The sequence below is a fragment of the Thermosipho sp. 1074 genome, assembly GCF_001999655.1.
Taxonomy (GTDB): Bacteria; Thermotogota; Thermotogae; order Thermotogales; family Fervidobacteriaceae; genus Thermosipho; species Thermosipho affectus.
The window spans coordinates 1-20,269 of record NZ_LBEX01000004.1 but is presented as its reverse complement, the minus strand read 5'-3'; the positions used below and the strand labels follow the sequence as shown (position 1 = coordinate 20,269).

Sequence of the window (20,269 nt, the reverse complement as noted above, 5' to 3'; positions counted from 1 at the left end):
ATGAAAGCTATAGTACTAACAAAGATTACTGAGTATTTTAGAAAAAAGATGGAGGATTACAAAGAAATTGAGTGGTTTACTTCAAAGGATATAGCACGTTTAGAAGAAATGGATATAGTAATTGGTGGATTTTTAACAGAAGAGCAGGTATTGAAAGCCAAAAATTTAAAGGTAATCTTTATTCCATGGACTGGTACTGATAAATTACCTTGGAAGGTTATAAAGGAAAGAGGAGTAATTGTATCAAATTCACATGGAAATGGTAAAATGGTTGCAGAAAGAGCTATTGCCCTTTCCCTTGCTTTAATGGGGAGAGTTGTGGAGTACCACAATGATCTTAAAGAGGGGATTTGGCATGGATTTGCCGTGGGATTTAAAGAAGAGGACTATTGGTTTTCATTGCAAAAAAAGAAAGTAGCTATTTTGGGTACAGGGGTAATTGGAAGGCATATTGCAAAACTTTTAAAGGGATTTGATTGTTATATTATAGGTTTTAAAAGCAAATTAGAAGAAATAGAGGGATTTCACAAAATTACAAATAATTTGAAAGAAGCGATAGAAAATTCACAAGTTGTATATTTGGCGTTACCGTTAACTTCTAAAACGAAGAACATTATTAATGGGGAAGTTTTGTCTTGCATGGAAGGAAAGTATTTGATAAATGTGGGGCGAGGTGAACTTATAGATGAAAAAGCTTTATATAACATCTTGAAAGATAAGAAATTGAAAGGGTTTGCATCTGATGTTTGGTATAATTACCCTTCAAAAGAAAGAGAAATTATTTTACCGTATAATTATCCCATTAATATGTTTAAAAATGTTGTAATTTCTCCACATGTTGGTGGTTATACAGTAGAGGGGCAAAATGGCAGAATTGACGAGCTTTTCAAAAATATAAATGCGTTTTTAAAGGATGGAATGCCTTTGACTGTTGTTGATCCTGATCTTATGTATTAAGTAAGAATAGGAAGCATATTTATGGTATATAATAATTATGTTTAGCTTTTCTATTTAAATTTATTGGATATTTAGATATTTACATGGAAAGGTGGGGGATAAAATGAAAAGTTATACAGAATATTTATGGTTTAATACAAAGAATAGAAAAGAGTTAGTTAGGATAACAGATGTGATTGAAGAAATAGTGAAGAAGAGTGGTATAAAAGAGGGATTTTGTCTTGTATCTGCTATGCATATAACTGCTGGAATAATAGTTAATGATGATGAATCCGGTCTTCATAGAGATATATGGGAATGGTTGGAAAGGTTGGCACCTGTTGGAGAATACAATCACCATTGGACTGGTGAGGACAATGGAGATGCACATTTGAAAAGAATTTTAACACATCACCAAGTAGTACTTCCAGTAACTAATGGGGAGTTAGACTTGGGACCTTGGGAGCAAATTTTTTACGCAGAATATGATGGGCAGAGAAGAAAAAGAGTAGTTGTTAAGGTAATTGGTGAATAGGTATGGAATTGATAAAGTTTTACAGAACGGTACTTGAATCTATTGTCGAAGGGGTAATAATTGTAGACAAGGATGCAAAAATTTTATACATCAACAAACGTGCGGTTCATATATTAAAACTAAAAGAAGATTTTATAGGTAAGCCCGTAGTTGATGTTGTTACAAACACTAGGTTGCACATTGTGGTAAAAACGGGGATTCCAGAAGTGGATGAAGTCCAAAATGTTGGAGAAAATGTAATAATTACTTCAAGGATGCCTTTAACGGATAAAGATGGAAATATTTTAGGTGCAGTGGCAGTTTTTAGGGATATCACAAGCGTGAGAAAACTTGCCGAGGAAATTACTAATCTCCACCAAATTGAGGCAAGATTAAAGGCTATAATAGATTCTACATATGATGCTATTTCAGTTGCAGATGAAAATGGATATGTTGTGTTAGTGAATAAGGCATATACAAAAATAACGGGATTTGAACCAGAGGAAGTTGTTGGAAAACCTGCCACTGTTGATATAGCCGAAGGTGAAAGTATACACATGCAAATTGCAAGGACAAAAAAGCCCATTTTTAACGCAAGATTAAAGGTGGGACCTTTAAAAAGGGAAGTTATAATTAATGCAACTCCGCTGTTTGTTAAAGGAAAATTTAGTGGAAGTGTAGCAGTCGTTCATGATGTATCTGAAATATTAAGTTTAACAAGAGAACTAAAAGAGGTTAAGAGATTTATAAGGCAGATGAAGGCACAGTATACTTTTGATGATATAGTAGGGAAAAGTGAAAAAATATTGATAGCAAAAGAGCAGGCAAAAAAAGTTGCAAAAACGCCTGCTACTGTTTTTCTAAGGGGAGAGAGTGGAACGGGTAAGGAATTGTTTGCGCATGCGATACATAATGAAAGTAATAGAAAAGATAAACCTTTTATAACTGTAAATTGTGCAGCTATTCCAGAAAATATGCTGGAAATTGAATTGTTTGGTTATACAAAAGAACCGTTTTTGGATAAGAACACTCAAAAGGGATTAATTGAAGAAGCAGAAGGAGGTACATTATTTCTTGACGAGATAGGGAAAATGCCTATCACAATTCAATCCAAAATTTTAAGGTTTATAGAAAATAGGGAGTTTTTACCAGTAGGTTCTAATAGAGTGAAAAAGGTCGATGTAAGAATTATTGCCTCAACAAATATGAATATTGAAGAACTAATAAAGAAAGGGGAATTTTTGGTTGATCTTTACTATAGATTAAATGTTTTTCCAGTATATATACCACCTCTTAGAGAAAGGAAAGAGGATATTAAGATGCTTGCAAGATATTTGGCAAAGAAAATAAGTCAGCAATATGGAAGAAATATTATTAATATATCAAGTGGTGCAATAGAATACTTAAAGAAATATAACTGGCCGGGAAATGTTAGGGAACTAGAAAATATAATTGGTCGTGCGATTATAAACATGAAAATCAATGAAAATGTGCTTGAAAAGAGGCATTTTCCACCATTATTTCTTGAAGATACGGATATTTTAAAAAAAGAAAGTTCTTTAAAATCTATGGTAGAGGATTTTGAAAGAAAGATAATAGAAAATTCATTGAGAGAAAATAAGGGAGATAGAATGTTAACTGCAAAAAAGTTAAAAATAAGTTTGAGAACGCTTTACTATAAAATGGAGAGATACGATTTGTTAAAAAAGGAGGGTGAGTATGAAAATTGATATATTGTTGGAAGGTGGGTTAATAAGTATACCAGATAGGGCTAAAGCTACCTTTTCTACTATTGCTTTAATTGAAGATGATATGAGAAGAATTTTAATAGAACCAGGAGACTATGTAAGCCATAGTATATTAGAAGAAAAGTTGAAAGAAAGAAATTTAAAAACAGATGATATTACGGATATAGTTTTAACTCACTTTCACCTTGATCACGCTTATAACTCCATGTTTTTTAAAAATGCAACAGTTCATATACATGAAAACTTTTTAAAGAAAAATTACGAGAAATTTGGAATGATAGTGGGAAAACAGTATAAAATGATTATAGATGCATGGAAAGCTTTCCATACATTTAAAGATGGGGATATTTTATTTGATAAAATTAATGTGTATCATACACCATGGCATGCAAAGGAGCACTGTTCTTTTGTAGTAGATACAGAAAATTTTGGAAAAGTCTTTTTCCCTGGAGATATTGTTATGACTAGGGTAGAGTTTTATGATATAATGAGGATGTTGAGAGATGATGAGTGTGCGAGATTTGTTAGGAAAATTGTAAATAAATGTGATTATTTGATTTTTACGCATGATAGTGGTATTTTTTTGGATAAATGGAGGTGAAAACATGAAAGTTGCGCTTATTTCTTATGAGGTTTATCCATTTGCAAAGGTTGGAGGGCTTGCAGATGTGGTAGGAGCGCTTCCAAAATATTTAGAAAAGCTTTCTGTAGAACCGATCGTAATAATGCCTAAACATAAAATTGTTGAAAAAAACGCAGAAAAATTTTTGTATACTTTGGAAAAAGTAAAGGGGGATATAGAAGTCCCGTTTTTAAAAACAGATGAGAAATTTGATATTTACAAGACAACTATTCCACGTACAAATGTTCCAGTGTATTTTATAGCAAATGATTACTATTTTTCAGCAGATGAAGTTTATGAAGGACCTGATTTAGCAGAACAGGCAATTTATTTTTCCGCGGCTGTTTTGGAAAGTCTAAAGGTATTAAATTTACCGATAGATGTGTTACATGTTAACGATTGGCAAACTGGATTAATACCTGTTTATTTGAAATCACTTTATAAAGATGATGAGTTCTTTGGGAAGATTGTTACGTTATTAACTATTCACAACCTTGGGTACCAAGGTATTTTTGGCAGTAAATATATGGAGTTTTCAGGGCTTCCCAGTTATTTGTACAATATTGATGGTATAGAATTCTATGGAAAGATAAATTTTCTTAAAGGTGGTATATTATTTTCTGATATTATTAACACTGTAAGTCCTACTTATGCAATGGAGATTCAAACTAAAGAATATGGTGAAAAACTCGATGGGGTTTTAAGATTAAGAAGTTCTGATCTCTACGGTATTTTAAATGGTATAGATTACGATGAGTATAATCCAGAAACGGATAGGAGAATTTATGTAAATTATTCCTTGAATGATATTGAGAAAAAATATGAAAATAAAAAGTTATTGCAGAAAGATTTGGGGTTGCCAGTTAGTGAAAATATACCAATGATAGGGATGATTACAAGGTTAGTTGATCAAAAAGGCTTAGATATTTTATCGGAAGTTTTAAGGTACATTGTAAATTACAATGTGCAATTTGTTATTTTGGGTACTGGTGATGAAAAATATGAGGATATGTTCAGAAAAATGGAAGAAGAATTTCCAGAGAACATTTCAGCAAATATCAAGTTTGATATTAATCTTGCACAAAAGATATATGCGGCAAGTGATATGTTTTTAATGCCTTCAAGGTATGAACCTTGTGGATTGGGACAAATGTACAGTTTAAGATATGGAACTATTCCCGTTGTTAGATACACAGGAGGACTTGCAGATACTGTATTGGAATACGATGAAACGAAAATGATAGGAAATGGTTTTGGATTTGTAGAATACGGTTCTTCTCAATTACTCAAGGCAGTGGCTAAAGCTATTGATTTTTACAGAAATAAGAAAGTACATTGGAAAAAGCTTGTTGATAACGCGATGAAGACGGATCTTTCATGGGAGAGATCGGCAAAGGAATATATAAAATTATACAATAAAGCTATGAGTAAAAGGGTTTAAAGGAGGAATTATTATGCCGGAATATAGGAAGGATCCAGTTGTAAGAAGATGGGTTATAATAGCAACTGAACGCGCCAAAAGGCCTCACGATTTTTCAGTTCCAAAGGAAGAAAAAAAGGATGGATTTTGTCCTTTTGACTATGGTAATGAACATACCACACCGCCTGAAATGTTGGCATTTAGACCAGATGATAGTGAACCGAATTCACCAGGTTGGTGGGTAAGGGTTGTCCCCAATAAATTTCCAGCTGTTAATCCAAATATTGAAGTACAAAAATATGGGCATGGTATGTACGATGCTATGACTGGCTTTGGATACCATGAGGTTATTATAGAAACACCAGATCATAATAGTACCTTTGCACTTTATGATGACAAACAAGCTCAAGAAGTTGTTTGGGCCTATGTAAAGAGATATAATGAGATAGAAAAAGATGAAAGGATAAAATACATATTGATATTTAGAAATCATGGAGCATTAGGTGGGGCATCTTTACCACATCCTCATAGTCAGATAATTGCAATACCAAGCATTCCAAAAAGAGTGCTAGAAGAAATGAATGGTTCAAAAGATTATTATGATTACAAAGAAAGATGTGTATTTTGTGACATGATATCCCAGGAAAAAATTGAAAATAGGAGAATTATTGAAGAAAATGAGCATTTTATTGCTTTTGCTCCATATGCTTCAAGATTTCCATTTGAGATTTGGATTATTCCAAAAGAACATGCTCATAATTTTGGGGCAATTAGTGAAGAACAAATACCTACATTTGCAAGGATATTGAGAAATAGTTTATATAGGATATATAAGGTTTTAGATAATCCTCCATATAATTTTGTGATACACACTTCACCAACGTATGAAGAGGGAAAGATTTATTACCATTGGCACGTTGAAATAATGCCAAGGCTTACGAGGGTTGCAGGATTCGAATGGGGATCAGGTTTTTATATAAACCCCGTACCACCTGAAGATGCTGCAAAATATTTAAGAAATGTTGAAATATAAATCCTCCCATCTGGGAGGATTTATATTTTTATACGCTTTATTAAATTATATTCTTGTAGTGCCTCATCGTACATGCCTGCTTCTTCATACAGTTGTGCAAGTTTTAAATGCTTTTCTTCATTCATTGGATCTTTTTCTACTATTTTTTTATACGTTAATGCGGCAATTTTCTTAAGTCTTAATGTATAAAAGATATAAAACCTTACTATTCTGAACGAGGAAATAAGTCCAAAGAGGATAATTAATAGAAATAGTTCAAAGGTGTTTGAAGATTTTGAAGGTTTTAGTTCATTTTTTGTGTTATTTGTTTTGTTAATTATATGTGGTGAATTGTATTTGCTTATTTTTTGCAACAAAATGTCTTTTTTTATTGATAAATTATTTATTTGTAATTTTTCTAGGTTTACGTTTTCTATCTTATTTTCATTTATTTTTTCCAAAATTTCAACGTATTTTTCTAAATCTAGTAAATACTTTGATGTGTATGTACCACCAATACTTTTTGAGAAATCAACTATTCTATTTAAGATTGGATATTTTTCCTCATCAAAGTTATTAATATTTTGTACGATGTAGTTTAATATGTTAAATCCTAAATCTTTGGAAAAAGATTTATTTTTGAATAAAGAAACAACATTGTATGTTAACATCGTGGGATATTTTAGAAAAAAATTCGTAAGCTCCTTTGCCGCTTTTTTAGTTTCTATTTTTGGATCTGTAATTTTTAGAAATATTATATTTTCTGCAAATGAGTCATATTTTGGATTTTCAATGGAATCTTTAACTAAACTCTCTACTTGTGGAAAAAAGAAGTTTATTAAGTTCAAAATCTTTGTACTTGGTGAGGTTTCTTTTAAATAATTTCTTAACCCATTAATGTCTTCTTTTATTAAAAAGTTTAAATTTTCCTTATCTTTTATTTGGATTTTTATCTTTATTTTTTTGCCCAGCTTCTCAATAGATGTGTCTGTTGGGTTTTCAAGTACGTATTCAAGATACTTTTTCCAAGATAATTCTGGATTTTTTTTTGATAATTCGATTATTTCATTTTTTGAAATGGAAAAAGAAAAGATACTAATCATTAATAGAATGATTATGATTTTCTTCATTTTTCCCCCCGATCCCATACGGTTCATTTTCCTTGTTTTCAAATGGTTCAATATGTATAACTACATCGTATATTTTATTATTTGTAATTTTTATTAATTTTTCTTTTAAGCATTTTGTAAGGTTGTGTGATTCTTTAACTGTCATATTAGGATCAACTTCAATATCCATGTTTATATCATATACATTTCCTATTTTTCTAACTCGTATTTTATGAGGATTTTTGATTCCGTTACAATTGTTGCATACATTTATTATGGTATCGTATATCCACGTATCTTTAGGAGTAATGCCGTCAAGAAGCACGTATGCATTTTCCGTGAAAATTTCAAACGCCACCTTTATTATTATAGCAGACATTACCATTCCAACCAAAGGATCCATCCATTCAAGTCCTAATTTATTTAAAAATACTCCTAAAAATACAAGGGAGGATAACAATATATCATTTCTCATATTTAATGCTTCTGCAACAAGCGAAGAACTGTTGTATTTTTTTCCATAAGTGTATTCTATTAGAAAAAGAATAGTTTTAAATGTAATAGATATTAACGTAACTACTAATGGTAATATACCTATTATCTGGAAATACTCTTTTGTTACAAATTTTTTAGTACTTTCTATAAAAAGTGAAATACCTGCATAAAAAATTACAAACGAGATTATTTTTGCACCAATATTTTCTATTTTTGAATGACCATATGGATGTAATTTATCTGGTGGTTTTACCGAAAGTCTTGTCGCAAAGAAGGTAACAAGAGAGGTAATGATATCCGTAGAGCTATCTATACCATCTGCAAGTATAGCTATGCTGTTAAATAATATGCCTGTGATAATTTTTATGACCGCTAAAAATATATTTGTTATAACCGCAAGAAAGGTTACTTTCTTTATATTCATTTTACACCTCTTTTATATTAATTTTCAATACTTCATCCATGAGTCTAAGAGAAAGTTCGTGTAATTTCTGATCATAGGAATTTGTTGCATTTTTAAATAAATTCACTTTTATATCCCTGTTTCTCAATTCTTCGGCGGTAAACAATACACAGATATTTGAAACTAGACCTGCAAGGTCAACTTCGGTGATATTCAATTTTTTGATAATTTTATCAAAATTTGTATTGTAAAAAGCAGAGTATCTAGTTTTTTTAATAAAATATACATTGTTGTAATCTTTTATTAGTTTTAGTATTTCATCTATAATTTTAGCACCATCTGTATTTTTCACACAATGCTTAGTCCAAATTTTAAATTCCTCATCATTTTCTTCATGCCAATCTTGCGTTAGTATAATGGGTATATTTTCTTTTTTTGCATTGGATATTAACCTTAGAATATGCGGGATAACATTTTCTGCGCCCTTAAAGTATAAAGTTCCCCCTTCTTTTGCAAAATCATTTTGCATGTCGATTATTATTAGCGCTTTCATGTTATCACCTCACAAATTCCTCTTAAAACCTTCACCTAAAACATATCTTGATTCGTTAACTATGACAAAAGCATTGGGATCTACTTTTCTTATAAAGTACATTAACTCGCTAAGTTCACGTCTTCTGATGGAAACAAATATTATATCTCTATCTTTTTTGGTATATCCACCTTTTCCTTTTAAATAAGTGAATCCTCTTCCCATGTTTCTTAAGATAAAGTCTTCAATGGGTTTATTATTATCCGAGATTATTGTAACTGTTATTGCAAGTTCTAGACCTTTTAGTACAAAGTCAATTGTAGTACCATTTATTATTATAGCAAGGATGGAGTACATACCTATCTTTGGATCAAAAGCAACACCTGCCATAAATCCTATAAAGAAGTCTATTACAAGGAGTGTTGTTCCCATTGGACTTGAAAAGAATTTATTAAATATCTTTGCAATGATATCTGTTCCACCAGTTGATGCATTTTGAGAAAAAGTTATAGCCATACCTATGGCAGTTAGTATATCTCCAAAAAATACAGCAAGCATCAAATCATTACCATTATAGGTTGGAATTTTTACAACCCTGTCGAAAAAGTCGATAAAGAAGTTTAATAGAAAAGTACAGTAAATTGTTTTATAGCTGAAATCAAAACCTATTATAATAAACGCTATTAAAAATAGCACAGCATTTATTATATACATCCAAATACCAACTGGAATTGGTACAACAGAGTGTAAAATTATTGCAAGTCCAGATGCTCCACCTGCTGCTATGTTGTTTGGAATTAAAAAGATAACAAGTCCCAATGCCGTCAAAATTACCCCGATAGTTGATAGAATATATTCTCTGATTAATTCTTTGATAGGAATGTTTTTAGCCATAATACCCCCTCCTTTATATAATTTTTACTAAATCACCATACAATGGACCAGCAGTTGTTTTTTTGATTTTAACTAGTATCTTTTTTCCAATGAGAGATTTGTCACCTTCAAAGGCAATTATTTTATTTCTTATGTCCCTACCGTAATATAGACCAGATTTTGCTTTTGTTTCAACTATTATTTCTACAGTTTGATCTAGGTATTTTTCATTTAATTTTTTGTTTATTTGTTTTTGAAGGTTTAAAATATAAGCCATTCTTTTAGTTTTAACCATTCTTGGAACGTTATTTTTAAAGTATTTCCAGGCTATGGTACCTTCTCTTGGAGAATAAATTGCAAGGTTTAACCTTTCAAATTTTATTTTTTTAACAAGTTCTACAGTTTTTTCGAAATCTTCTTCTGTTTCATCTGGAAAACCTACAATAATATCACTTGAAATTGAAGCGTCTGGGACAATTTTTCTGATTTGTGATATTAATTCTTCATATTCTTCTATTGTATATCTTCTGTTCATCTTTTTTAATATTTTGTTGCTTCCGTGTTGGACGGGAAGGTGTATACTTTTTGCTATTTTTGGGCTCTTTGCTATTTCATGTGCTATATCCAGTGAAAAATCCGTTGGATATGAGGTTAAAAACCATATTCTTTCTATACCTTCAATTTTTGTTGTTTGGTTTAAAAGCTTTGCAAGTGAGCTTCCATCTTGTAAGTCTTTTCCATATGCATCAACGTTTTGACCTAAGTATGTGATTTCTTTTATGCCATTTTTTGCAAGGTTTTTAACTTCAGAAAGAATACTTTCTTCCTTTCTAGATTTTTCTCTTCCCCGCGTGTATGGAACTATACAATATGTACAAAACCTGTTACAACCGTATATTATAGTTATCCATGCGTGATGTTTTGAGTTTCTCTTCAAAATATTTGGATAGTTTATTTCATCGAGTTTGTCCTCAAAATATGCACTTTTTTTTCCTTTAATGGCTTTTTCAACTGCTTTTGGAACAAACAAAATAGCACGTGTTCCAATAACAAATTTTACTCCTCTTTTAAATAGATTTTCCTTTTCTTTTTCTGCTCCACAGCCCATAACTCCGATTATTTTATTTTGTTTTTTTAATTCACCGATATGACTGTAAAATTTATCTTCCGATTTTTTTCTTACTACGCAAGTGTTTAAAATCACAATATCTGCGTCTTTTTCATTTTCGGTAATTTCATAACCTGCTTCTTCAAGGTAAAATTTGGCGATTTCGCTGTCGTTTTCGTTCATTTGACACCCGTATGTTTTTATGTGAATTTTCTTCATATTTCCCCTCCCTTTTCAAGTAAATCAATTCTATCATTTATATAGGATTTTTCCACCAATAAAATTTAACAAAATTGTTAAATATGATAAAATTTTATGGGGGTGTATTATGCGTATAAAAGAGATAGATATTGCAAAGGGCTTTTTGATGGTTTTAATTATTTTTGCTCATTCGTATGCACCTGAAAGGTATGTTTCTTATGTCTCTAATGTTCTGGCATCTTTTATGTTTATTTCTGGATTTTTATTTAAAGAAGAGTCTTTTTATTTAAAGTTGAAGAAGATTTTTTTAAATATATTGGTGCCATTTTATTTTATGACGACAATAGGTTATTTTTTGTATTTTGCTATAAACAAAGTTTTACATTTAACAACTGATGTTTTTTCTACGTTTTTTGATTTTATAATTTTTGGATATGCTCCAATAGATATACCTGTAAACGTGTTACCGTTGTGGTATTTATATATGTTTTCAATTGCAGAGATTTGTTTTGTGATATTTGTTAGATTAAAAGTTACCTATTTAATTCCTTTGTTTTCTATTTTATCTACTATTCTAGTTAATGTGCAAACTAAATTCTTTAAATTAGAAGTGGTTTTTCATGGATTGGTATGGTTTTACTTGGGATGGTTATTTAAAAGAAAAGGATTTAACTTTAAAGTAAAAAAACCTCTTTTGTTACTTGGAATTTCCGGATTTTTGATTTTTTTGTTGACGGGTTTGAATGGATTTAACGACTGGAGAGAAGCAAATTATGGAAATTATCCTCTTATTTCATATGTTGTGGAGTTTTTTACTTTGATCTTTGTAATTTCCTTTTCAAATTTAGTTGTTTCAAGGAAAATAGAAGGGTTCTTCATGTTATTTGGTAAGTTTACACTCTTTGTTTTGGGGTATCATATTGTGATTCCTGGGCTTTTTATGCCTTTAATAAAGGATCCATTATTATTTTTAGAAAAATTTTGGTTGTTAAATTACTTTATTATGGTTTTTTTTATGTATTTGATAATAAAATTTGTGCCAGAGAAATTACTTTACTTTTTGTCTGGGCAATTTTATATAAAAAAAGCTTCGGGGTAACCGAAGCTTTTTATTTTTTCTCTGGAATTACAAGGTTTGCTATTATTCCAACAATAGCTGCCAGTGCAAGCCCTTTGAGTTCTATAGAACCTATTGTAAAACTTGCACCACCGATACCTAGTGTAAGTATTAAGGAAGAAACGATTAAATTTTTTGGCTTTGAAAAGTCTACTTTTTCGTTAACTATTGTTCTTAATCCAACTGACGCAATCATTCCAAATAATATCAAGCTTACACCACCTATAACCGCAGTGGGGATTGTCTGTAATATGCTACCAAATTTTGAAAAGAAAGACATAAATATTGCAAATATTGCGGCAAGTCTTAAAACAGATGGATCATATACCTTTGTCAAAGCCAAAATTCCCGTGTTTTCGCTGTAAGTCGTATTTGCAGGACCTCCCAAAACCCCCGCTATCATTGTTGCAATTCCATCACCAATTAATGTTCTGTGAAGTCCTGGATTTTCTATGAAATTTTTCTCTACTACGGCTCCGTTAGTTGTAATATCACCTATGTGCTCCATAAAAGTTGCTATTGCTACAGGTGCAATAAGAAGAATTGATGAAATGTCAAACTTTGGAAGCATAAATTTTGGAACAGACACAAAAGCAGAGTTTTTCATTGGAGTAAGGTCCACATTTCCCGTTATTAATGAGAATACATATCCTACACCTATTCCGATTAGTATTGGTATTAGATTGAATAATCCTTTGAAAACTGTTGTGGACAAGATAATGGTTATAATAACAATTATTGCAACACTCCAATTTTTTGATGCCATATCAATTGCCACAGGACTCAAACTTAATCCGATAACCATAATCATAGGACCCGTAACTACGGGCGGAAATAATTTTTTGATTTTTTCAGTTCCAATCATTTTTATTAATAGCGAAAAGATTAAATATACAGCTCCTGCAACGACTATACCCCCAGTTGCATATCTTAAATCTCCCGTTTTTTCTTTAACTAAGATTATTGGAGCAATGTATGCAAAACTTGATCCAAGAAAAACTGGAACTATCTTTTTGGTAATAAAATGAAATGTTAATGTTCCCAAACCAGCTGTAAAGAGTGCAACAAGTGGGTCAAGACCTGTAAGAAGCGGAACAAGAACGGTGGCTCCAAACATGGCTAAAAAGTGCTGAAGGGCTAGAATGACCTTTTTCCATCCGTTTACATTTTGATAGATCCCTAATGTGCTTTCAAAATCCATACCAATTCCTCCTTTCTGGCCTCTCAGGACCAATTTAAAGGTACCTAAGTTAACATATCATAAATTATATTTTTTGTCAATATAAGTTAAGAAGAATTAAAAAATAAAACTTTTATCTATGGTATAATAAAACAAAGAAAATTAGGAGGTGTGTTAATGGCTAGACTGAGATTTGCACCAAGTCCAACGGGGTATTTGCACGTAGGCGGTGCAAGAACTGCCCTTTTTAATTTCCTATATGCAAGAAAAATGAATGGGAAGTTTATCTTAAGGATTGAAGATACAGATCTTGAGCGTTCTGAAAAAGAATATGAAAAAGGGTTAATTAATGCATTAAAATGGTTAGGTCTTGACTGGGACGAAGGACCAGATGTAGGAGGAGAATATGGTCCATATAGGCAAAGTGAAAGATTGGATATATACCATAAGTATGCACAGAAATTATTAGATGAGGGAAAAGCATATGAGGTTTATGCATATCCAGAAGAAATAGAGCAACTAAGAGAAAAGCTTTTATCTGAAGGAAAACCGCCACATTATACAAGGGAAATGTTAGAAGCTTTTGCAACTCCAGAGAGAATAAAAGAGTATAAAAATAAAGGATTAAAACCTGCAATTTACTTTTTGATGCCACGTAAAGAATATGTATTAAATGATATTGTAAAAGGAGAAGTGGTGTTCAAAGAGGGAACTGTTGGAGATTTTGCCATAATTAGAAGTAATGGTGTGCCTATTTATAATTTTGCATGTGTGATTGATGATTATTTAATGAAGATTACACATGTTTTAAGGGGAGATGATCATCTCTCAAATACTGTAAAACAAATAGCGTTGTATGAAGCGTTTGGATGGGAAACGCCAAATTTTGGGCATGTGTCTATGATTTTAGGACCAGATGCGAAAAAACTTAGCAAAAGGCATGGAGCAACTTCAGTTGAAGAATTTAGAGATAGAGGATATTTACCACAAGCTGTTGTTAATTTCTTGGCTTTACTTGGATGGTCTCATCCCGATGGAAAAGAAATAATGAGTTTGAACGAGCTTATAAACGCATTTTCATTGGAAAGGTTGGGAAAGAACCCTGCAATTTTTGATCCAAAAAAATTAAAATGGATGAATGCAGAACATTTTAGAAAATTGGATGAAGAGGTAATGTTAGATGTTTCTAAAAAGTATTTGTTAAAGTTTGTAAGTAAAGAAGATATAGATACCAATAAAGAGTGGTATGTAAGATTGTTGAAATCGATAAAGGATAGAGTAGAAGAATTAAGTGAAATACCACATCTTGTTGATTTCTTTTTTAACGAACCAGATGTGGAAATTCAGCTTTCCAATGAAGTAAAGGAAGTTTATAGAAAGTTAGTAGAAGAATTAAGAAAAATTGATGAGTGGAATGAAAAAGTGATATTTAAGGTTTTTAAAGAAGCAATGAAAAATAGTAAAGTAAAGGGGAAAGAATTTTACATGAACCTTCGAATAGTTTTAACCGGTAGAGAAGAAGGGCCTGAGTTGGTTGACATTGTATATTTGCTTGGAAGAGAAAAAATGATAAAAAGGTTAGAGAAACATTTGGGGTGATAATATGGCTATTTACATTACGAATACAGAAACTGGAAAAAAAGAGGAATTAAAGACTATAACGCCTGGTGTTGTAAAAATGTATGTATGTGGGCCAACGGTGTACAATTATATTCACATTGGTAATGCAAGACCTGCCGTTGTATTTGATGCATTTAGAAGGTTTTTAGAATATAGAGGTTATAAGGTTGTAATGGTACAAAATTTTACAGATATAGATGATAAGATAATTAATGAGGCAAATGAATGGGGAGTTGATTTCAAAGATGTTGCAGATACTTTTATTGTCGAATATTGGAAGGATGCACAAAGTTTGGGGATAAGGGCTGCTAATTTTCACCCTCGAACAACAGATTACGTTTCTGAGATTGTTGAAGCGGTTGATAAATTAATTTCAAAAGGATATGCATATGTTGCAGATAACGGAGATGTTTATTTTAGTGTGAGGTCCTTTGAAAAATACGGTACTTTATCTGGAAGAAAAATAGAAGATTTAGTCGCAGGTGCAAGAGTTGAAGTTAACGATTTAAAAAAAGATCCACTTGATTTTGCTTTGTGGAAAGCCGTAAAACCTGGAGAACCAAATTGGAATAGCCCTTGGAGTATTGGAAGACCAGGTTGGCATATCGAATGTTCTGTGATGTCTCAGAAACTTTTAGGAGATACATTTGATATACATGCAGGTGGAGAAGATTTGATCTTTCCACACCATGAGGATGAAAAGGCTCAAAGTGAGGCATTGACTGGAAAGCCTTTTGCGAGATATTGGATGCATAATGGTATGATTGTTACACGTGGAGACAAGATGAGTAAATCCATAGGGAATGTATTTTTAGTACGTGAGGCGGTAAAAAGATATGGAAAAGATGCGGTAAAATTGTTTTTGCTTTCAAAGCACTATAGAACACCTATCGAATTCTCGGATGAAATACTTATGGAAAATAAGAAAGCGTCTTTGCGGATTATTAAAACGTTGAATAGATTTGAAGAAAAGCATCCATATCCGCTTGTTCCAAAAAGAGATGAATATATGAAGGAAGTAGAAAGTAAATTTATAGAGTCGCTGGAAGATGATTTTAACACGCCTAAGGCAATTGCATTGATTTTTGATTTATCAAAAGAGTTAAATAAAGCAATGGATGATGGAAATGACAAGGAAGCATTAAAGAGATATCACTTGATTACAAGGGTTTTCGGAAGTGTTTTAGGACTCTTTGAAGGTGGAGTCAAGATAGTAGATTCAAACGAAGAAAAAGTGTTGGATGAGATTTTGAAAGTAAGACAAGAATTTAGAAAAGAGAAAAATTACCAAGCTGCGGATAAAATACGTGATGCATTAAAGAACGCGGGAATAAAGATTTTAGATACCCCTGATGGAACTAAATGGGAAAAGTTTACGGAGGTGAATGAATGAGATTTTCACAACTTTATGCACCTACTTTGAGGGAAAATCCTGCCGATGCTGAAATTCCAAGTCAAGCACTGTTACAACGTGCGGGATTTATAAGAAAAATTGCTGCAGGGGTTTATACTTATTTACCACTTGCAAGAAAAACACTTTTAAAGATTGAAAATATTGTAAGAGAAGAGATGAATAGGATAGGTGCACAGGAAATTTTAATGCCTATAATCCAGCCTGCAGAACTTTGGAGAAAAAGTGGAAGATGGGATGATTACGGTCCAGAGATGATGAAGTTGAAAGATAGGCATGAAAGAGATTTTACTTTGGGGCCTACCCATGAAGAATTAGTAACTGAACTTGTAAAAAATGAGTTGAATTCATATAAACAATTACCAATAACATTGTATCAAATTGCAAATAAATATAGGGATGAAATTAGACCAAGATTTGGTGTTTTGAGGGCAAGAGAATTTATAATGAAAGATGCATATAGTTTTCACAGTAGTTGGGAATCTTTGGATGAAACTTACAAAAAGTTTAAAGAAGCATATTCTAGAATATTGGAAAGAATAGGACTTAGGTATACTATAATTGAGGCATCTTCTGGTGCGATTGGCGGAAATGAATCTCATGAATTCGTTGCTTTTGCAGAATACGGTGAGAGTAATGTTTTGTACTGTGATTGTGGTTACGCAGGAAGTGACGAAAAAGTTCCATACGTTGGAAATTATAGGGTGTATGATGAAGAAGAAAAAGAAAAAGAGCTTGTCCATACACCAAATGTTAGGACAGTAGAACAGGTTGCACAATTTTTAAATGTGGAATTGGGACGTATCGTTAAGTCATTGATATTTAAAGGAAGAGAAGGTTTTGTGATGGCATTGGTGCCAGGTGATAGGGAGCTTAATTTTGAAAAGTTAAAGGCATATTTAGGTGATCAATCACTTCAAATGGCTTTGCCAGAAGAGATATTTGATAAGTTTGGTGTTCCAATAGGTTTTCTTGGTCCTGTGGGATTGGATGGAATAAGGATTATCGCAGATAATAGTGTAAAGCATATGAAAAATTTTGTAGTTGGGGGTATGAAAAAGGACTATCACTACATAAATGTAAATTACGGTAGAGATTTTGAAGTAAATGAATGGACGGATTTAATTGTAGTTGAACCAGGTGATCCATGCCCTGTTTGTGGTAAACCCTTAAATGGAGAGAGGGGTATAGAACTAGGACATATTTTTAAATTGGGAACAAAATATTCGGAGACTATGGAAATAAAGTACATGGACAAAGACGGAAAATTACAACCATTTATAATGGGATGCTATGGTTGGGGAATTTCAAGAACTTTAGGTGCAATTGTAGAGCAATTACACGATGATAATGGAATAATTTGGCCTGTTTCAGTTGCTCCATTTGAAGTGGTTGTAACAGTTGTTGGTAGGGAAAAAGAGAAGCAATTTGGTGAAAAACTGTATAAATATTTATTGGATAGAGGAATAGATGTATTAATTGATGATAGAGACGTATCGCCAGGTGTAAAGTTTAAAGATGCAGATTTAATAGGTTTCCCAGTCAGAGTAACTATTGGAAGGATGTACAAAGAAGGAAAAGTGGAATTAAAAGAAAGAAAAGGAAGTTCAAATGTAATTGATGCAAAGGAAGAAAATATTTACAATAGTTTAATAAATATACTTAAATAAAATAAAGGCTCGAGATTGTATTTATCCTCGAAAGCGTAATAAAAAAAATCAATTTATTAATTTTTCAAATAGCATGGCTTTGGTACTATACTGGAGCCATGCTATTTTTTCTTGTCTTGAGGTATTCCCTTTCTTGACATGCTTTAAATTGTTCATACTATATACTACTTTTTTATATCTTCCATTTGTTATATATTCCATGTGTATCGTTTTCTTAGGCTTTATTTTTTTGTATTAAATTTTTTTATATTAATTTATATACTTTTTTGTTTTAGTACAATTGTTATACGATAACACACGTAAACATTACGTATTTGAGATATATTTCTTCATTTTTTAGTTCAAATGTTTAAAGAAAAAAACCTTTTTGTTGGTTTTATTTGTTATTTCTGAGACTTTTTGGAATTCAGTATAAAAAAAGCTATGGAGCCATGTTTTTTTATTAATTACAGTATAAGTAGCCGAAATTCTATATCAATTTTTAAACATAAATATTGATATCAAACAAGTGTAGTAACAATTTGAATTCCATTTTATGGAATTAGGTTTTTTAACACAACAGAAGCAAGTGACGCCATAAATAGCGAAGGAGGTTTGAATTCCATTTTATGGAATTAGGTTTTTTAACTCATTCTCAAAATTCCCATACTTTCCTAACAAATTGTTTGAATTCCATTTTATGGAATTAGGTTTTTTAACTTTTTATAACTATCCTTTGAGTTCTGACACTTTATAGTTTGAATTCCATTTTATGGAATTAGGTTTTTTAACACAACAGAAGCAAGTGACGCCATAAATAGCGAAGGAGGTTTGAATTCCATTTTATGGAATTAGGTTTTTTAACACCTGTAGGTGAATTTCATGATCCTCGCTATGGAAAGGTGTTTGAATTCCATTTTATGGAATTAGGTTTTTTAACTAAGTGCCGCAAGTTTTGCCTTTTCTTGCTTATCCTTGTTTGAATTCCATTTTATGGAATTAGGTTTTTTAACATTAAGCAGATGCTTGACAAGTATGACAGAATAGATTTGTTTGAATTCCATTTTATGGAATTAGGTTTTTTAACTCATACAAGAAAAAAAGCGAATACATACACGTTATTAGCGTTTGAATTCCATTTTATGGAATTAGGTTTTTTAACCTGGTGGTCCTGTGACACCAGAGCTAAACATCTCAGAGTTTGAATTCCATTTTATGGAATTAGGTTTTTTAACAGGACTACTTTCTGTTATCGATGCCCCAGTTTCAAGCTGTTTGAATTCCATTTTATGGAATTAGGTTTTTTAACAATGAAAATCGCAAAGAAAAATGTTTGGGAATTAGTTGTTTGAATTCCATTTTATGGAATTAGGTTTTTTAACTTCTTCATAGGACATTTGGATGGTCGAAATTTTCATACGTTTGAATTCCATTTTATGGAATTAGGTTTTTTAACAATGCGAAAATTGAACTTAATCTCTCTTCTCTTGAAGTTTGAATTCCATTTTATGGAATTAGGTTTTTTAACTCTGATTTACCAAAACGTCTTCCTGCTGCTATTGTAATGTTTGAATTCCATTTTATGGAATTAGGTTTTTTAACCACAATGGCATATTGAAAATGCAATCGCAAAACAGTTTGAATTCCATTTTATGGAATTAGGTTTTTTAACCAACGGTGTCGAAATTTAGAAATGGCAATAATTTCGTTTGAATTCCATTTTATGGAATTAGGTTTTTTAACGCATTGCTATCGTGACTAAAATAAGATTTCATACCATGTTTGAATTCCATTTTATGGAATTAGGTTTTTTAACAAATTTCATCAATGATATCCGTCATCAAAAATGTGTTTGAATTCCATTTTATGGAATTAGGTTTTTTAACAAAATTGAACTTAAAAAGGCGTATTTGAACTTTCTTAGGTTTGAATTCCATTTTATGGAATTAGGTTTTTTAACAACTTAAATCCATGTAATTCACTCCTTTCCGATTTTAGTTTGAATTCCATTTTATGGAATTAGGTTTTTTAACCTATTTCTGTAATCTGCGCGCCCTGTTAAAAAATGTTTGAATTCCATTTTATGGAATTAGGTTTTTTAACAATAACAGTTATCGTCGCATCTGCAGGTTTTTGATTGTTTGAATTCCATTTTATGGAATTAGGTTTTTTAACTTGATAATAACACGACACCATCGATAATCTTATCTCGTTTGAATTCCATTTTATGGAATTAGGTTTTTTAACAAAACTCCAGTTGCGTCACAAACTTCTGCAGACATATGTTTGAATTCCATTTTATGGAATTAGGTTTTTTAA

16 protein-coding genes and 1 CRISPR repeat array are annotated in these 20,269 nt (G+C 31.6%); of the genes, 10 read left to right on the top strand and 6 right to left on the bottom strand.

Annotated elements, in window-relative coordinates:
* The 6 genes from XO08_RS01590 (at position 1) to galT (ending at position 6,273) form a co-directional block, all read left to right on the top strand.
* A complete protein-coding gene (locus tag XO08_RS01590) occupies positions 1-957 on the top strand; it encodes a 2-hydroxyacid dehydrogenase (protein ID WP_075665327.1) in 957 nt (318 codons plus the stop codon).
* 103 nt (positions 958-1,060) lie between these two features.
* Positions 1,061-1,471 (top strand): secondary thiamine-phosphate synthase enzyme YjbQ, encoded by a 411-nt coding sequence (locus XO08_RS01585; RefSeq protein WP_075665326.1) that lies wholly within the window; start codon positions 1,061-1,063, stop codon positions 1,469-1,471.
* A 2-nt stretch (positions 1,472-1,473) separates the two neighbouring features.
* The gene (locus XO08_RS01580) at positions 1,474-3,180 is read left to right on the top strand and encodes a sigma-54-dependent Fis family transcriptional regulator (RefSeq protein ID WP_075665325.1); all 1,707 of its coding nucleotides are present in this window, start codon (positions 1,474-1,476) and stop codon (positions 3,178-3,180) included.
* Entirely contained in the window at positions 3,170-3,799 is a 630-nt protein-coding gene (locus XO08_RS01575; protein WP_077287138.1) for an MBL fold metallo-hydrolase, read from the top strand. The genes XO08_RS01580 and XO08_RS01575 overlap by 11 nt, the downstream gene beginning before the upstream one ends.
* Before the next feature lie 4 nt (positions 3,800-3,803).
* Entirely contained in the window at positions 3,804-5,261 is a 1,458-nt protein-coding gene (locus XO08_RS01570) for a glycogen synthase (protein ID WP_075665323.1), read from the top strand.
* A 13-nt stretch (positions 5,262-5,274) separates the two neighbouring features.
* Positions 5,275-6,273, top strand: a complete 999-nt coding sequence (gene galT / locus XO08_RS01565; protein WP_075665322.1) for a galactose-1-phosphate uridylyltransferase — start codon at positions 5,275-5,277, stop codon at positions 6,271-6,273.
* A gap of 20 nt (positions 6,274-6,293) precedes the next feature.
* Here the strand turns inward: galT and XO08_RS01560 are convergent, their stop codons facing one another.
* Genes XO08_RS01560 through miaB form a run of 5 tightly spaced genes read right to left on the bottom strand, consistent with a single transcriptional unit; the run spans position 6,294 to position 10,991 of the window.
* Positions 6,294-7,382 carry a lipopolysaccharide assembly protein LapB gene (locus XO08_RS01560; protein WP_172799325.1) on the bottom strand — a complete coding sequence of 363 codons (1,089 nt, stop codon included), beginning with the start codon at positions 7,380-7,382 and terminating at the stop codon, positions 6,294-6,296.
* Complete coding sequence (locus XO08_RS01555; RefSeq protein ID WP_075665320.1) at positions 7,348-8,280, bottom strand: cation diffusion facilitator family transporter; 933 nt, start codon at positions 8,278-8,280, stop codon at positions 7,348-7,350. Before XO08_RS01555 ends, XO08_RS01560 begins: the two co-directional genes overlap by 35 nt.
* A 1-nt stretch (position 8,281) precedes the next feature.
* Positions 8,282-8,812 (bottom strand): cysteine hydrolase family protein, encoded by a 531-nt coding sequence (locus tag XO08_RS01550; RefSeq protein WP_075665319.1) that lies wholly within the window; start codon positions 8,810-8,812, stop codon positions 8,282-8,284.
* Positions 8,813-8,821: 9 nt separating this feature from the next.
* Positions 8,822-9,685 (bottom strand): YitT family protein, encoded by an 864-nt coding sequence (locus XO08_RS01545; protein WP_075665318.1) that lies wholly within the window; start codon positions 9,683-9,685, stop codon positions 8,822-8,824.
* 13 nt (positions 9,686-9,698) lie between these two features.
* Complete coding sequence (gene miaB, locus XO08_RS01540; protein ID WP_075665317.1) at positions 9,699-10,991, bottom strand: tRNA (N6-isopentenyl adenosine(37)-C2)-methylthiotransferase MiaB; 1,293 nt, start codon at positions 10,989-10,991, stop codon at positions 9,699-9,701.
* 109 nt (positions 10,992-11,100) lie between these two features.
* Here miaB and XO08_RS01535 point away from each other — a divergent pair, with 109 nt between their 5' ends.
* The gene (locus XO08_RS01535) at positions 11,101-12,072 is read left to right on the top strand and encodes an acyltransferase family protein (RefSeq protein WP_075665316.1); all 972 of its coding nucleotides are present in this window, start codon (positions 11,101-11,103) and stop codon (positions 12,070-12,072) included.
* A gap of 10 nt (positions 12,073-12,082) precedes the next feature.
* Here XO08_RS01535 and XO08_RS01530 read toward each other — a convergent pair whose 3' ends face one another.
* A complete protein-coding gene (locus XO08_RS01530; RefSeq protein ID WP_075665315.1) occupies positions 12,083-13,291 on the bottom strand; it encodes a uracil-xanthine permease family protein in 1,209 nt (402 codons plus the stop codon).
* A 156-nt stretch (positions 13,292-13,447) separates the two neighbouring features.
* Here XO08_RS01530 and gltX point away from each other — a divergent pair, with 156 nt between their 5' ends.
* The 3 genes from gltX to XO08_RS01515 are packed head-to-tail and all read left to right on the top strand — an operon-like array spanning position 13,448 to position 17,971.
* A complete protein-coding gene (gltX, locus tag XO08_RS01525; protein WP_075665314.1) occupies positions 13,448-14,869 on the top strand; it encodes a glutamate--tRNA ligase in 1,422 nt (473 codons plus the stop codon).
* Between the two features lie 4 nt (positions 14,870-14,873).
* Positions 14,874-16,283, top strand: coding sequence for a cysteine--tRNA ligase (gene cysS / locus XO08_RS01520; protein ID WP_075665313.1), 1,410 nt, complete (start codon positions 14,874-14,876; stop codon positions 16,281-16,283).
* On the top strand, positions 16,280-17,971 hold the full coding sequence (locus XO08_RS01515) for a proline--tRNA ligase (RefSeq protein WP_075665312.1): 1,692 nt from the start codon (positions 16,280-16,282) through the stop codon (positions 17,969-17,971). The genes cysS and XO08_RS01515 overlap by 4 nt, the downstream gene beginning before the upstream one ends.
* Before the next feature lie 519 nt (positions 17,972-18,490).
* A CRISPR array of direct repeats spans positions 18,491-20,269; the repeat unit is 35 nt; unit sequence GTTTGAATTCCATTTTATGGAATTAGGTTTTTTAA.

Bases quoted from the DNA above. Each gene is read 5' to 3' on its own strand.
- XO08_RS01590 (WP_075665327.1), top strand. From the start codon at position 1: ATGAAAGCTATAGTACTAACAAAGATTACTGAGTATTTTAGAAAAAAG.
- XO08_RS01585 (WP_075665326.1), top strand. From the start codon at position 1,061: ATGAAAAGTTATACAGAATATTTATGGTTTAATACAAAGAATAGAAAA.
- XO08_RS01580 (WP_075665325.1), top strand. From the start codon at position 1,474: ATGGAATTGATAAAGTTTTACAGAACGGTACTTGAATCTATTGTCGAA.
- XO08_RS01575 (WP_077287138.1), top strand. From the start codon at position 3,170: ATGAAAATTGATATATTGTTGGAAGGTGGGTTAATAAGTATACCAGAT.
- XO08_RS01570 (WP_075665323.1), top strand. From the start codon at position 3,804: ATGAAAGTTGCGCTTATTTCTTATGAGGTTTATCCATTTGCAAAGGTT.
- galT (WP_075665322.1), top strand. From the start codon at position 5,275: ATGCCGGAATATAGGAAGGATCCAGTTGTAAGAAGATGGGTTATAATA.
- XO08_RS01560 (WP_172799325.1), bottom strand. From the start codon at position 7,382: ATGAAGAAAATCATAATCATTCTATTAATGATTAGTATCTTTTCTTTT.
- XO08_RS01555 (WP_075665320.1), bottom strand. From the start codon at position 8,280: ATGAATATAAAGAAAGTAACCTTTCTTGCGGTTATAACAAATATATTT.
- XO08_RS01550 (WP_075665319.1), bottom strand. From the start codon at position 8,812: ATGAAAGCGCTAATAATAATCGACATGCAAAATGATTTTGCAAAAGAA.
- XO08_RS01545 (WP_075665318.1), bottom strand. From the start codon at position 9,685: ATGGCTAAAAACATTCCTATCAAAGAATTAATCAGAGAATATATTCTA.
- miaB (WP_075665317.1), bottom strand. From the start codon at position 10,991: ATGAAGAAAATTCACATAAAAACATACGGGTGTCAAATGAACGAAAAC.
- XO08_RS01535 (WP_075665316.1), top strand. From the start codon at position 11,101: ATGCGTATAAAAGAGATAGATATTGCAAAGGGCTTTTTGATGGTTTTA.
- XO08_RS01530 (WP_075665315.1), bottom strand. From the start codon at position 13,291: ATGGATTTTGAAAGCACATTAGGGATCTATCAAAATGTAAACGGATGG.
- gltX (WP_075665314.1), top strand. From the start codon at position 13,448: ATGGCTAGACTGAGATTTGCACCAAGTCCAACGGGGTATTTGCACGTA.
- cysS (WP_075665313.1), top strand. From the start codon at position 14,874: ATGGCTATTTACATTACGAATACAGAAACTGGAAAAAAAGAGGAATTA.
- XO08_RS01515 (WP_075665312.1), top strand. From the start codon at position 16,280: ATGAGATTTTCACAACTTTATGCACCTACTTTGAGGGAAAATCCTGCC.